Origin of the sequence: Psychrobacter sp. SWN149 (assembly GCF_015864565.1) — a bacterium.
Classification (GTDB): domain Bacteria; phylum Pseudomonadota; class Gammaproteobacteria; order Pseudomonadales; family Moraxellaceae; genus Psychrobacter.
Genome location: NZ_JADYWX010000003.1, coordinates 98,968 through 113,099 on the forward strand (window position 1 = coordinate 98,968; position 14,132 = coordinate 113,099).

The window sequence follows — 14,132 nt, forward strand, 5'->3', positions numbered from 1 at the left end:
ATTTACATAACTGGGATTAATATCGTAACTGCCATGTAATCTGTCGTCTTTACCAATCCATTGCGTAACATCCGTTACCAAACTCATACTTCGAGTACAAGCATAACAACTTTGACATAATTTGCAACATGTTTTTTTGCTTTTTCGATACATCCATTATCGAATAACTAACATTCAATTATATTTGAGCAATCACTAAAAAAACTTCTATGGACTCAATAAGATACAGAAAACATTGATTAATATCGTTACTGACAATCTTAAATAGCAGTAACGAATATCCAGTAATTAACCAAAAAAAGCGCTATTTATATAGAAATAAATAGCGCTCATAAAATATTGATGGTCTTATTTTTATTACATATGACAGTCACAAACGAGCAAGATAGGATAATATATCATCTTGCTCACTTGCTTAAGTCTGCCTAAAAGATGATACTCAATCTATCATTTTAAGCGTTTTTCTTTAGATCTAAGCGCGCTTGATGTAACAATGGCTCAGTGTAACCGCTAGGCTGTTCGCGACCTTTAAAGACCAAATCGCAGGCTGCTTTAAACGCATAAGAGCCGTCTAAGTCATCTGACATCGGTTGATACTCATCATCGCCTGCATTTTGCTCATCAACGACCTTTGCCATACGTTTCATCGTATCCATCACTTGCTGCTCGCTCACCACGCTGTGGTGCAACCAGTTGGCGATATGCTGGCTAGAGATGCGTAGCGTTGCACGATCCTCCATGAGACCGACGTCGTCGATATCAGGCACTTTAGAGCAACCAACACCTTGGTTCACCCAGCGCACGACGTAACCCAAGATACCCTGTGCATTATTGTCAAGCTCTTGCTGTTTTTCCTCATCCGTCCAGTTGGTGTTTTTTGCCAATGGAATGGTCAAAATATCATCTAGGCTTGCGCGCTGGCGTGATTTTAAATTGTCCTGAACGTCAGCCACATTGACTTGATGATAGTGTATGCTATGCAGCGTTGCCCCTGTTGGTGAAGGTACCCATGCGGTACTGGCACCTGACTTCGGATGCGCCGCTTTGGTGTCCATCATCTCTTTCATCTCGTCCGGCTTTGCCCACATGCCTTTGCCGATTTGGGCGCGGCCTTGCAGACCTGTCTCTAAACCGATATCGACGTTCCACTGCTCGTAAGCGGGCTGCCATGCTTGCGATTTCATCTCACCCTTTAGCACGAACGGGCCTGCATTCATGCTGGTATGCATCTCATCACCAGTACGATCCAAAAAGCCGGTGTTAATAAAGATAACGCGCTCTTTTGCTTGGCGAATCGCCTCTTTTAGGTTGACCGTCATGCGGCGCTCTTCGTCCATGATGCCGATTTTGAGTGCGTTGCGTTCTAGACCTAGCAGATCTTCTGAAGCATTGAACAAATCATTGGCAATTTTGACTTCTTCAGGGCCATGCATTTTTGGCTTCACGATATACATTGAGCCTTTACGTGAGTTCGATAGCTCGTTTTTACCTTTGAGATCATTAAGCGTCAATAGCGGCGTAATCAGACCATCCATTAAGCCTTCAAATATTGGCTCTTGACCATGACCCAAATCCACCAAAATTGCTGGGTTTTGCATCAAGTGACCAACGTTACGAATGAGTAGTAACGAGCGGCCAGGTAAAATCAGCTTGCCGCCATCTGGCGTGGTGTATTCGCGGTCTGGATTTTGTTTACGAGTACGCGTTTTGCCACCTTTTTCAAAGGTTTCTTGTAGATCGCTGTTCATCAAGCCAAGCCAGTTACGATAGACTTCTACTTTTTCTTCTGCATCTACCGCAGCCACTGAGTCTTCACAATCTTGAATCGCTGTCATGGCTGATTCAAGCAAGACGTCTTTGATATGGGCTGGATCGTCTTTGCCTACCGGATGGTCGCTATCGATTTGAATCTCAGCATGTAAGCCGTTATTCTTTAGTAGTACGCCCGTAGGATGCTCAGCGTCTCCAACGAAACCGACAAACTTGCTATTGTCTTTTAGCGCGGTGCTGCTATCGCCTTGTACGATCTCAAGCTTGCCATCGACCACTTTAAAGCCAGTCACATCATTGTATGACCCTGATGCTAGTGCAAAATGCTCATCCAAAAACGCTTTGGCATATGCCACAACCGCAGCACCGCGAGTCGGATTATAGCCACCTGTCGCCTCTTGACCATTGTCATTACTGATGACATCGGTGCCATATAAGGCATCGTATAAGCTACCCCAACGGGCATTGGTCGCGTTCAGTGCATAGCGAGCATTACGTACCGGTACAACCAACTGCGGTCCTGCAATCAGAGCCACCTCGTCATCTACGTTTTCGGTAGTGACCGTAAAGTCCTCGCCTTCTGGTAACAGATAGCCAATTTCTTGCAAAAATGCCTTATAGGCTGGGTAATCGATAGTGCCTTCTTTTGCAGGGTTATCCAAATGCCACTGATCAATTTGTGCTTGAATGGTGTCACGAGTCGCAAGCAGTGCTTTATTACGCGGCGTAAATTCTTTAATGACCTTCTCAAAACCTGACCAATATTTGTCTGAATCAAAACCGACCTTTGGTAGCACTTCATTTTCAATAAAGTCATATAACTGCTGGTCGATGGCAAGGATGCCTTTTTGAATGCGATTGGCGTTAGAAGACTGGCCCATGTTGTGATCCTTATCTATTCGTGAAGTGTCGTAGTGTTCAACTGCTACCATAGCGAAGTTATAATAGTAACGTATACACTATTTGACGGCTATTTTTATGGTATCTGTTCAATTTTATGGTGTCTAATCAGCATAGTAGCAATAACTTTAACAGCCTTTATATAAGGCATTTTTATACATCTTATATTTTGATAGCCTATTGGCAATTGATATACTCTCTGCTATCAGACAGTGGTTATCGACTGCTCAATAATGCTTACTCATAAGACAGATGCCCTAGAGCGTAAAATATTATCCTACTATCAAATAATAAAATAAACAAGGAATCGCCATTTATTAAGTAAATGTTGGGGTTGTATAATAATGATACTGTATAGCTCGTAAGCGCTAGGCGCTATAACCACCATTTGGCATATGATCGAGCAAACTTCACGCCCACTTGTTAGGCCGATACAGCCAACTAGAAACAAAAGCCATCTATTGAACACATAGGTCGATGACGCGCATACCTAAGCCCTATCAACTGCCTTTGTCATATGATTATATAAGTAATATAATCCTCCAAACGATGATAAAACCTTCATTCATAAACAAAGCCCCTTTAAACTATGACTATAAATCAGCAAGATTCTTCCCTCATGCAATCATCAATAGACACTATCCATTCTGACGATACGACAGAAGACAGCATCGATATCACGCATCTACGCACGCCTATCAAAGTCGATTTATCCCCTGTTTATAATTTCTTAGGTGCTAGAACCACACAAGCATGGGTAGATGCTGCGATGGAAAACCTGCCGATGATTATTCAAGACCATGCCAACTGCGAAAAAAAGGCCGCTGGTACTGCCATGAACTTGATGTTTCGTTATGAGTTTTCTTATGATTTGCAGCGTAAGTTGGCGCAGCTCGTACGTGAGGAGATGCTGCACTATGAGCAAGTGCTAGGTATCATGAATGAGCGCGGGCAAGACTGGGCATATCTAGGTGCTGGTCGCTACGCCAAAGGCATGCTAAAACACAAGCGTACTTATGAGCCTGCAGCGATGGTCGACGTATTGATTATTGGGGCATTTATTGAAGCGCGTTCTTGCGAGCGCTTTGCTGCATTGGCCGAGGTCATCAATGATGAGCGTCTGGCAAAATACTACCGCTACCTGCTCAAATCAGAGAGCCGTCATTTCGAGGATTATCTCGCGCTGGCTCAATCATTATCGGACGAGAATATTGATGAACGAGTTGCGTTCTTCAAAGACGTAGAGGCTGATTTGATAAGCAGTCCTGACACTGAGTTACGCTTTCATAGCGGCACACCTGCCTAAAAAAGCTTTCTATATCTTGTATATAACTACTTTTTATAGCTGTTTTAGCTATGAGAAGTAGAGAAAAAAATAGTAAAGACAACAAAAAGGCACTGCGTTTGATAGGAGTATAGAACCTCTATCAAACGCAGTACCTTTTTGTTGATAACTATATATAATCGCTATCAACATATTTAAAACCCTACTTATCATCTTCCATTAAAGTACTGTCATACTGCTTGTGGTCTTTTGCAATATTATGCGGATCGTGGTCATCAGTGGCTGTTTCTGCCGCTGCTGGATTTACTTTTTGCAAGGCATCATCAGGTACAATGCCATGATTGTCGTTCGAATCTTTTAGTTTGTAATCAGTGCTGTCATCTTTGTCTTGTTGCGTCTTCATTGGCATTCCTTGCTGTCTGGTCGAACTTTATTTTCATTGTCGTTAATAACTGACATGATTGATTATCAATGAGTTGCTCTACTGTCTACTATTAAGAATTTTGTTAGTCTTTTAGGTCGGTATTCAGTGTACGACTTTGTGCATTATCAACAGTAGCATAACGATTTAGATCATTAATTTCGTTACTTTTAGGCGATACGTTGCCAACTGTCTCTTCATTGATATTATCATCAAAACCGTTACCTGGCTGGTCACGGCGGTCAGGCTGGCGAGCAGGGTCATCATTCTTATTCACATGCTCTGAACCTACGATGCCAGCTTCAAATGTCTCCGTGCCTTTATTGGTAGTGGTATATTTTTCTGCGCTCTCATTATCTGCATTTTCATACGGCTTCATAACAGTACCCTTATATTTTTTTTGTCGATTAAGGCATGTTGAACATTCAAATGTGGTGCTGGCAGTGACTATTTTTTAGACAATATGCAGTGAAATTTTTGAAGCCTAGTCATTCTAGGTTAAACAATTTCGCCATAGATTGGCAAAAAATAGTACTGCCCTGAAAGGCTGATGCTAAAATCACCCAAAACGTTGTTACAAACCTAGCTAAGGTCTCGACATTATCGTCGGTTTGCGCCTAGTTTGGTGCAATTTTAACAATCAGCAGCCCTAATATTTGAATGTTCAACACGCCCTAACATCTGTTAGTTATTTTTTTGACTTAGATCGTAAGCGTTCAATTCACTGACATCTTTACCGCCAGCAGGGAGGTTCTCTTGTTTACGTGGATCGGCATAGACTTCATCAGTCTCTTGTGATTCCTGTTCAGGGCCATCTATTTCCGGCTTATGCTTACGCCCCGCGTAGCTGCCTTCCGGATTTTCTGTCACAACAGCTGCTGGATCGTCCACCATCACTTTTTCTTCAGTGTCTGTCTGTTCGTTAATAGTCATAGCGTCTCCTTCGCATTATTATTAGTTGTACGCGTTTGGTTAGGTATTTTAACTCTACGTTTTTGTTATGTCGTTCGAATGCTTATTTATCTGTGCGTAGCTCATCGTTAATAAAAGAGGTCTGCTCAGCATCACTAAGCTGCTCAGGGGCATCAACGTCTTTATTCTCTTTCAGATTTTTTTCGACTTCTTGGCCATTTACTTGTTCAGCGGCTTTCTTGATATCTGACGTGTCGTTATTAGTGGTACTCATGATCTCATTCCTAGTTTTATAATTGGTTTTGTCAGTCTTGCTGCGTTAGCTGATTCGTATTGACCAACGCTAGTAGTGACATCAATTATAAGTAGGATATTGCGTCATGTACCAGTGTGCTGCCGTATCAATGTGTGAATATATGTGAGGTTACAAGACAGTTTGTAACTTTTGCAATTTGTTAGCACAAAAAAACCAAGCACCAGTATTCACCAGTGCTTGGTTAGATAGTCAATCGTTCGCTAAAAACACTGATGCAGGTTAGCTAGACTCTTCAACACGATTAATCGTTTTTAATAAATACTCTTGGGCAACATGTGACTCCTCGCCTGCTGCTGGCTGTAACTGCTGCCAAACGCCCGTACCATCGAGTGCCCACGCTTGCGTATTGTCTTTCAGGTAATTGAGCAACCCATCTTGGTAAATCTGTTTAAACAGTTTTTTGTTTTCAATTGGGAAGGCCACTTCTACTCGGTGGAATAAGTTACGATCCATCCAGTCGGCACTACCACAATACAGACGCTCATCGCCACCATTGTAGAAATAATAGATGCGCGTATGCTCTAAGAAGCGCCCGATGACAGAACGTACCGTGATGTTTTCCGACAGGCCTTTTACTTGCGGACGTAAGCAACACATAGAGCGTAGTATCAGCTCAATGGTGACGCCTGCTTGCGAGGCATCATATAACTTATCAATCAGGCGACGCTCAGTGAGTGCGTTGGCTTTAATAATAATATGAGCGCGCTTGCCTGCTTTGGCATGAGCGATTTCATCATCGATAAAGCTCATCAACTTCTCGTGCAGTGTAAACGGCGCATGTAGCAGTTTTTTGAGGTTGGCAGGCTTACCCATGCCCGTCAGCTCTTGGAAAATCTTATGAACGTCTTCTGAGATGTCAGGATCTGCACTAAACAAACCATAATCAGTATAGACCTTGGCATTGGCCGCATGATAGTTACCTGTGCCCAGATGCACGTAACGATGGATTCGGTCGTCCTCGCGGCGCACGATCAACATAAGCTTGGCATGAGTTTTATAACCCACGATACCATAAACCACGACCGCACCAGCCTCTTGTAAATAGTTGGCAACAGCGATATTGGACGCCTCATCGAAACGCGCACGCAGCTCGATAACCGCCGTGACTTCTTTGCCATTGCGGGCAGCAGCAGCCAGTGCCTTGACGATTTCTGAATTGGTACCTGAGCGATATAACGTCTGTTTGATTGCCAAGACTTTAGGATCGCTGGCAGCCTGCCATAGTAAATTAATAATGGGCGAAAATGAATGAAAAGGATGATGAACCAGCACGTCGCTTTTGCGCATGGCAGCAAACATACTGGTCGACTTGTCTGATTTGTCCATTTCTCGGCGAAATGCTTTTGGCAAGATATGTGTAAATGGCTGATAGCGCAGCTTTGGAATATTAAAATCAAACAACAGGCGCGTCAGATTGACAGGACCATTGACACGGTACAACTGATTGGCATGCAGCTCAAACTCATTGAGCAAGTAGTCACTGATGTGCGCAGGGCAATTGGTAGTGACCTCTAGACGTACTTTGTCACCGAAGCGGCGGTTTTCAAGCTCGCCCTCTAATGCCTTGGCAATGTCCTCAACATCATCTGCCAAATCCAAATCGGCATTACGCGTCAGCCTAAATTGGTGACAACCCGTTACACTCATGCCAGGAAACAACTCACCGATGTGCTCATGAATGATCGCAGATAGCATGACATGATGCTCTTTGCCACCCGTCAACTCATCTGGCAGGCGGATCACGCGCGGCAGACTACGAGGCGCAGGGACAATCGCCAAATTAATATCACGTCCAAAGGCATCTTTGCCCTCCAACGTGGCGATGAAGTTTAGGCTCTTATTGACCAGTCTAGGAAACGGATGCGCCGGATCGATACTGATCGGTGTCAATACTGGCAATACTTGCTCGGTAAAATAACGCTTCATCCATGCAGACTGCTTCGCGTTGAGCTCTTCGCGTTTTAGGTAGCGAATATCTTCAAGTGCAAGGGCCGGCAGAATATCTTCATTCAAAATACGATACTGCTCACTGATCGCCTCATGAGTGATGGCAGATATCTCGTTCAACACTTCGCTAGGGCGCATACCATGAGCACTAGTGGAGACATCAGCGATATTGAGCTTTTGCATGATACCCGCAACACGAATCTCAAAAAACTCATCGAGGTTGGATGAAAAAATAATCAGGAAAAACAAACGCTCTAACAGTGGATGGCGAGGACTGGCTGCTTGCGCTAAGACACGAAGGTGAAACTGCAATAAAGACAAATCGCGATTGATATAGCTATTAGCCGAGTAATTGCCATCTTCTGAGCGTTGCCAGTCGATTTCGGCCAAATTAACCTGATGACTGTCGATTCGAATGTCGATTGGGCTGTCTGTATTACTGTCAGCATCTATAAGGATGTTAGCCCTGTCATCAACACTATTCATATCAATCATCTCATTAGTATCGTCATTATTATTCTGATTGTTAGTCATCTCTATCACCTCACTACTCCTTTTGCGTTATCGATACACCATCATCTTATATTTCATCATCTATCTAAACGGGTATGGCATAGCAGGACGCCCTAAGACGCTTGCGGCAATACCGCGTTTTTCATGCGTTTTTTGATAATGCGCTGCTTGTTACGTAGGGCTTTGTCGCCTTGATTGTCTTGGTAGTACTTGGGATTGGTCAGCATCGCAATCAGTAGTGCTGACTCATCTCGATTCAGATTGGCCGCAGACTTGTCAAAATAGTGGTGCGCCGCTGCATCGATCCCATAGATACCGTTACCAAACTCGGCCACATTGAGATAAGCGGTCATGATGCGCTGCTTGTCCCACAGCGTCTCAATCATCACGGTAATCACTGCCTCTTCCGCTTTACGCACATAAGAGCGATGCGAGGTCAAAAACAAGTTTTTTGCCAATTGTTGGGTAATCGTTGAGCCACCAGCAGACTTTTTTCCCGATTCCTCATTTTTCTTTTGTGCCGCCTGAATACCTTTAAAATCAAAGCCATTATGCTGACTAAACGTCGAATCCTCACTCACAATCGCCGCTTGCTTAGCAGACTTGGCGATAGCATCGTACTCAGCCCACGTCTGCGTGACCGTGCCGCCTGTGAGGCGATGGGTCAACATAAACATGCTGTTATTAATCGGCTGCGTTTTCCAAATCAATAGCAGTCCAACGACCAATATATGGAAGGCGACGACCAACAACATAAGTGCTAATAACAGTCGTTTGATGAATGTGCCAAAACTTGTCATGCGCGATATCCGATTGGTTAAAAAGTAATAAGCTAAAATAGGTGACCTGTTGGCAAGTGTGAATCCGTGACCCTAAGCCCGTCATCAGTAATCACCAACAGCAGGTCATCTTACCTAATCTCACAATCGCTGTCATTATTTACCCCACTTCTTTATGATGTAATAAGCCCAGAATTCGTTAAAGTACGTTGAGAGCAAGATCTGCGATCAGTGGTGAATCAATACCTATTGACACCAAGCGCTTTGGGACGGATATTAAGCAGATATCGGAATAAAAGAATTTTGATATAAGAGAATATTAAGATGAGAGAATAGTCATGCACGATGATAATAATATAGATGCACTACGGGCACAGATTATTGCAACCAATGCCAGCCTCGGCACCACTGAGAATAGCAAGCATTGGTGGCTACTGGGCACATCAGGCTGTCATTTATGTGACATCGCTGAGCAAATAATCACCCAGTTTCAGGCGGTACAACCGATTAGCTATCAAAAAGTCGATATTGCAGACTTTGATGAGACGCTGATGATGGCATTTGCCACGACCATTCCTGTGATTTTGACACCCTCAAAGCGCTTAAACTATCCGTTTTCGGTCATGGATTTGCAGCAGCTGCTCACTCAATAATATCAACCTTATAGTCAATCAATGTTAAAAATAGTACAAGGCAGACGAGCGCAAGTACTACAGTCGTAGGCTAAGCGAGTCTAACGCCCTAACACTTTAAGAGTGGTTCGACTATATAATAAAGATGTCCTATTACAATGACGAGGTGGTGACAAATCATGGAAGCATTAAAACCTGTCTTAAAAAATATCACAGAAATTGAAGACTTACGCCGTGTCGCTGAGCGTAAAGTGCCGCGTATGTTTTATGATTATGTCGATTCAGGCTCATGGACTGAGACCACCTATCGCAGTAACGAAACCGACTTTGACCGTATCAAACTGCGACAGCGGGTATTGGTCGATATGGACAATCGCAGTCTGGCGACACAAATGATTGGTGAATCTGTCAAGATGCCAGTCGCCATTGCCCCCACTGGATTTACTGGTATGATGTGGGCAGATGGCGAGATTCATGCGGCGCGAGCAGCTGAAAAATTCGGCGTACCCTTCTCGCTATCAACCATGAGCATCTGCTCTATCGAAGATGTTGCCACCCATACCAGTGCGCCATTTTGGTTTCAGCTGTATGTGATGCGCGATCAAGACTATATGGCCAATCTGATTCAACGGGCAAAAGACGCCAATTGTTCTGCGCTCATCCTTACTGCCGACTTGCAGGTCATGGGCCAACGCCATAAGGACATCAAAAATGGCTTATCTGCACCGCCTAAGCCAACGCTGACCAACATCATCAACCTAATGACCAAGCCGCAATGGTGCATGAATATGCTCGGCACCAAACGCCGCAGCTTTGGTAATATCGTCGGTCATGCCAAAGGCGTTAAGGATTTGTCCTCATTGAGCTCGTGGACAGAGGAGCAATTTGATCCACGGTTGAGCTGGGATGATGTCGCACGTATCAAAGACATGTGGGGCGGTAAGCTCATTGTCAAAGGTATTATGGATCCTGAAGATGCCATCATGGCTGCCCGTAGCGGTGCCGATGCCTTGGTGGTCTCTAACCATGGCGGGCGTCAATTAGATGGCGCGCCCTCCTCTATCTCTGCGCTGTCGGACATTGTACAAGCCGTCCAGGCTGAGGATAGCGATATCGAGGTGTGGTTAGACAGTGGTATTCGCTCTGGTCAAGATGTGCTAAAAGCCATGGCACTGGGAGCAAAAGGCACCATGATTGGTCGCGCCTTCCTATATGGACTGGGCGCTTATGGTGAAGATGGGGTACGCCGTGCGCTTGAGATCCTCTATAAAGAGTGTGATATATCGATGGCCTTCTGCGGACATACCGATATCAATAAGGTCAAAGAGGACATCTTGATAAAAGGTACTTATGAGAACCTCAACGTTACTCATCGTTAAGACTGTCATTAAAAAAACTATCAAGAACACTACTCCTTAACTCATAATGTCATGCAGATGTATGACATTATCTGACCATACCCTTTATACTGTATTGATAACATTCTAATGATATCTCGCTTTTATGACCATTCAACAATTATTAAAGACAGCCCCTATCACTACCCTGCTATTAGCCAGTTTTATTGGGTTATTCATCATGCAGATACTGACAGGCGTCGATGCCAATAATCCCTCAACGGAGTCGCTGCTAAACTGGGGCGCGAATGCATTGCCTTACACCATGCAGGAGCAACCTTGGCGATTGGTCAGCAGTGCGTTTTTGCACATTGGTCTCATGCACTTATTGTTTAATGGCTTTGCGATGTATTTTTTTGGGCAGATTGCCGAGCCGATGTTTGGCTCAGCCAAGTTTTTGGCGTTATTTTTACTGGCGGCAATCGGTGGTAACTTACTCAACAGCTATGTTACGTGGCAGGATATCATCGCAGGTACCGGACAGCCTGGTATATCAGCTGGCGCGTCAGGCGGCATCATGGGTATTGGCGCAGCATTATTAATCGCGGCACTATTCAAGATATCGGTCAATGGCATGGTGCTGAATCTCAAAAGCCTGATATTCATCATGGGCATTAACTTGGTTTATGGTTTTGCTGTACCAGGGATTGATAATGCCGGTCATATCGGCGGCGCAATCACTGGGCTCGTGATTGCCTTGGCTTTTGCGATTGGTTACCGTCAGCGTCTAGCCGTTGCTCTGCAAAACGCGGCGATTCAGCAGCGTAATTTCAATCCTTATCAAACCAGCTATCAGTATAGTAGTCAATATAGTGGCCAGTATAGCGATCAACTTAACAATCAAGGGCATTATGATGCCGAACATAATGACCAGTCGCCTCACCTTGGTACCAATTCAACCGAGCAAGATACTGCGTTTAACGACCATGATCTGAATACTCCAAATACGCATCGTGATACTGCCAACAGCGTGACTGATATCCATTCATCGTTAGATAATAGCGCGGCTCATAATAGTAGTATTAAACCCAAAGCACTGAAGAAAGCCTCTTTTATTTGGCAGCTACTGCCTTGGATTGTGACGCTGCTTATCAGCATTGGCTTTGTCTGGTGGTGGCAAGATATTCATCAGCAAATCCTACAAGTACTAAAAGCCATTGAGTAAATGCTCATAGTTATCTATCATTGCTATATAGCTGCCGAAAACCGCATACTGATTCGTTTTATTACTTCCTATTTTGAACACGTTTTTCCCAATCGCCTCACTCAGTTATCTATACTCACTCACGAGACCCAATTATGTTAAATCTTGCCGCGCTCCCTAACATCACTACACGTACTATGTTTAGTGCGTTAACCGCTACTGCTCTATTTAGTGTCGCTAGCTTGTCTAACGCCGCACTTTTTAATGAAAACTTACCGACTGACAAGGACGCTGAGTTCAGTGTTGGGGTCAATGTCATGGCAGTCAACTCAGCCTACGATCTTGAAGACAACACTGAAGTGCGTGTGCTGCCAGGGGCATTTTATGACAACAATCGAGTTTATCTGCGCGGTGCTCAAGCCGGTGTCTATGCGATCAATGATGGCGTCAATCAGTTGTCTGCCTATGCCAAGCTTGCGGGTTCTGAGTTCGATCCTGATGATGCCAATGGTGCGCTTCAAGGGCTTGATGAGCGTAAGGCATCAGCAGAGGCAGGTCTGAGCTATCAACGCCGCACCCCTATTGGTGGCTTTCGCGCGCAGATAGGTACAGACGTGCTCGATCGTAGCGGCGGTAACACGGCTCGCTTGACGTATCTTGCCAGAATCACCAACGACAAGCTCACCGTCTATCCAAGCATTGGTTTTGAGTATCATGATGCTGACTACAACGAATACTATTATGGCGTCAGTGAAAAAGAGTCGGCAGAAACAGGCGTTGCCGCTTATAAATCCAACTCAAGCTTGAACCCTTATGTGAACATCAGTGCCAACTATGATTTCAATAAGCGCTGGGCAGGGTTTGCCAATCAAAGCCTAAGCTATGTACCAAATGAGCAATACGATAGCCCAATGGTCGACTCACGTACTGAGTCAACGACCACGCTTGGTTTGCTTTATAAGTTCTAGTTAAGATTAGATTTTTGATAAAAAAAAGACCTTACTGCGTAATGTAGTAAGGTCTTTTTTTACAACTTTAATTGTAGGGTGCGCCTAGCGCACCGATAAAATATATAGCTCTTGCAACATGTGCCTGGTCCTCACTCTACGCTATTCTGAATTAGTATTAATGCAAAATTTATGTGCTGATTCAAACTTGTATGTAAGGAAAATTAATTTGAAAGAAGTGCATAATAGTAATTACTATAGAGAAGTCCAAAATATCTCATCATGCTTTTTTCCACTTTCGTCTTCCCAACTTATTCTAGATTGATATTTGCTAGGACTATTCATATGTAGGGAGGCTAAGAGCTTAATTCTTGAACTCGGTTTCATTTCTTGATAAGGAAATATTTCCATTAGCTCGGAGGTAAATAGAGGACTGTCTTCGCAGTCAATCAATTCAAAATTAACATTATATCCACTACCTTGTCCTGTATTAGAAATATAGAAATTATAAGCCTTTCCTAACTTAGTCAGGCTCACATTAAACTTAGGCTTCGTTTTTTCTGTTTTTTGCTCAGTAATACTTTCTATTTGAAGCCTAGACAACTCCGCTGTTACTTTTTCAAGCTCTAATTGTTCCTTAGCTAGCTCTCTTGTACGAACTAAGGAAATAGTTGAAATTATTGCTGCTAAAATAGAGATAATTAGACTTAAAACTTCAAATTTGCTCATTTGAAGCCCTTAAATAAATTTTTGAATATTTTCTCAGCTTCTGCTTTCGCTTCAGGTATGGCTACATCTTTCGCCTGCTCAAAACCTACTTCTTTTAAATCAGCTAACATGATTTCAAAGTGACAATTATTGCACTTAACAAAATCATTATCTTGTAAGTTCTCTGGATACTCAAACTCATTATGCCCACATTGAGGACATTGTATTTCTATACGATCAGTTTTAGCCATCTTAATTCCTTATTGGTGTAATAATCAGCCTTTCTAGGATACTAGCATTTATATCATATACTTAGAAACATTAATCGGGTTGTAGGATATGACTATCGCCTCATATATATTAATAGATAAAAGTGCAAAGCTAGAACTAGCTACTGAAGCATGAACAAAAAAAGACCTTGCCACATAACGTGACAAGGTCTTTTTTATTTCTAACTTCTC

The 14,132-nt window shown here is 43.5% G+C and carries 14 protein-coding genes; 5 read left to right on the forward strand and 9 right to left on the reverse strand.

What is annotated here, in order from left to right; all coding sequences use genetic code 11:
• Positions 1 to 452: 452 nt before the first annotated feature.
• Positions 453 to 2,651, reverse strand: a complete 2,199-nt coding sequence (locus I6E86_RS05900; RefSeq protein WP_197176104.1) for a malate synthase G — start codon at positions 2,649 to 2,651, stop codon at positions 453 to 455.
• Positions 2,652 to 3,289: 638 nt separating this feature from the next.
• Between I6E86_RS05900 and I6E86_RS05905 the strand changes: the two genes are divergently transcribed.
• A complete protein-coding gene (locus I6E86_RS05905) occupies positions 3,290 to 3,976 on the forward strand; it encodes a tRNA-(ms[2]io[6]A)-hydroxylase (RefSeq protein WP_197176105.1) in 687 nt (228 codons plus the stop codon).
• Between the two features lie 181 nt (positions 3,977 to 4,157).
• On the opposite strand, the gene I6E86_RS05910 is transcribed toward I6E86_RS05905, so the two are convergent.
• The 6 genes from I6E86_RS05910 to mtgA form a co-directional block, all read right to left on the reverse strand.
• Positions 4,158 to 4,358, reverse strand: coding sequence for a hypothetical protein (locus I6E86_RS05910; RefSeq protein ID WP_197176106.1), 201 nt, complete (start codon positions 4,356 to 4,358; stop codon positions 4,158 to 4,160).
• A gap of 103 nt (positions 4,359 to 4,461) precedes the next feature.
• Entirely contained in the window at positions 4,462 to 4,755 is a 294-nt protein-coding gene (locus I6E86_RS05915; protein WP_197176107.1) for a hypothetical protein, read from the reverse strand.
• 305 nt (positions 4,756 to 5,060) lie between these two features.
• Positions 5,061 to 5,309 (reverse strand): hypothetical protein, encoded by a 249-nt coding sequence (locus I6E86_RS05920; protein ID WP_197176108.1) that lies wholly within the window; start codon positions 5,307 to 5,309, stop codon positions 5,061 to 5,063.
• Between the two features lie 82 nt (positions 5,310 to 5,391).
• Positions 5,392 to 5,562 carry a hypothetical protein gene (locus I6E86_RS05925; protein WP_197176109.1) on the reverse strand — a complete coding sequence of 57 codons (171 nt, stop codon included), beginning with the start codon at positions 5,560 to 5,562 and terminating at the stop codon, positions 5,392 to 5,394.
• Positions 5,563 to 5,823: 261 nt separating this feature from the next.
• The gene (gene ppk1, locus I6E86_RS05930; RefSeq protein WP_197176112.1) at positions 5,824 to 8,085 is read right to left on the reverse strand and encodes a polyphosphate kinase 1; all 2,262 of its coding nucleotides are present in this window, start codon (positions 8,083 to 8,085) and stop codon (positions 5,824 to 5,826) included.
• Positions 8,086 to 8,177: 92 nt separating this feature from the next.
• Positions 8,178 to 8,864 (reverse strand): monofunctional biosynthetic peptidoglycan transglycosylase, encoded by a 687-nt coding sequence (mtgA, locus tag I6E86_RS05935; protein ID WP_197176114.1) that lies wholly within the window; start codon positions 8,862 to 8,864, stop codon positions 8,178 to 8,180.
• 317 nt (positions 8,865 to 9,181) lie between these two features.
• Here mtgA and I6E86_RS05940 point away from each other — a divergent pair, with 317 nt between their 5' ends.
• The 4 genes from I6E86_RS05940 to I6E86_RS05955 all read left to right on the forward strand — a co-directional run bounded on the left by I6E86_RS05940 (position 9,182) and on the right by I6E86_RS05955 (position 12,984).
• Entirely contained in the window at positions 9,182 to 9,496 is a 315-nt protein-coding gene (locus I6E86_RS05940; protein WP_197176116.1) for a glutaredoxin family protein, read from the forward strand.
• Positions 9,497 to 9,654: 158 nt separating this feature from the next.
• Complete coding sequence (locus I6E86_RS05945) at positions 9,655 to 10,854, forward strand: alpha-hydroxy acid oxidase (RefSeq protein ID WP_197176118.1); 1,200 nt, start codon at positions 9,655 to 9,657, stop codon at positions 10,852 to 10,854.
• A 124-nt stretch (positions 10,855 to 10,978) separates the two neighbouring features.
• Positions 10,979 to 12,037, forward strand: a complete 1,059-nt coding sequence (locus I6E86_RS05950) for a rhomboid family intramembrane serine protease (RefSeq protein ID WP_197176119.1) — start codon at positions 10,979 to 10,981, stop codon at positions 12,035 to 12,037.
• Positions 12,038 to 12,171: 134 nt separating this feature from the next.
• Entirely contained in the window at positions 12,172 to 12,984 is an 813-nt protein-coding gene (locus tag I6E86_RS05955; protein ID WP_197176121.1) for a MipA/OmpV family protein, read from the forward strand.
• A 234-nt stretch (positions 12,985 to 13,218) separates the two neighbouring features.
• Here the strand turns inward: I6E86_RS05955 and I6E86_RS05960 are convergent, their stop codons facing one another.
• Positions 13,219 to 13,692: a hypothetical protein gene (locus I6E86_RS05960; protein ID WP_197176123.1), complete on the reverse strand. Its 474-nt coding sequence runs from the start codon at positions 13,690 to 13,692 to the stop codon at positions 13,219 to 13,221.
• Entirely contained in the window at positions 13,689 to 13,922 is a 234-nt protein-coding gene (locus I6E86_RS05965) for an ECs_2282 family putative zinc-binding protein (protein WP_197176124.1), read from the reverse strand. Before I6E86_RS05965 ends, I6E86_RS05960 begins: the two co-directional genes overlap by 4 nt.
• Positions 13,923 to 14,132 lie beyond the last annotated feature (210 nt).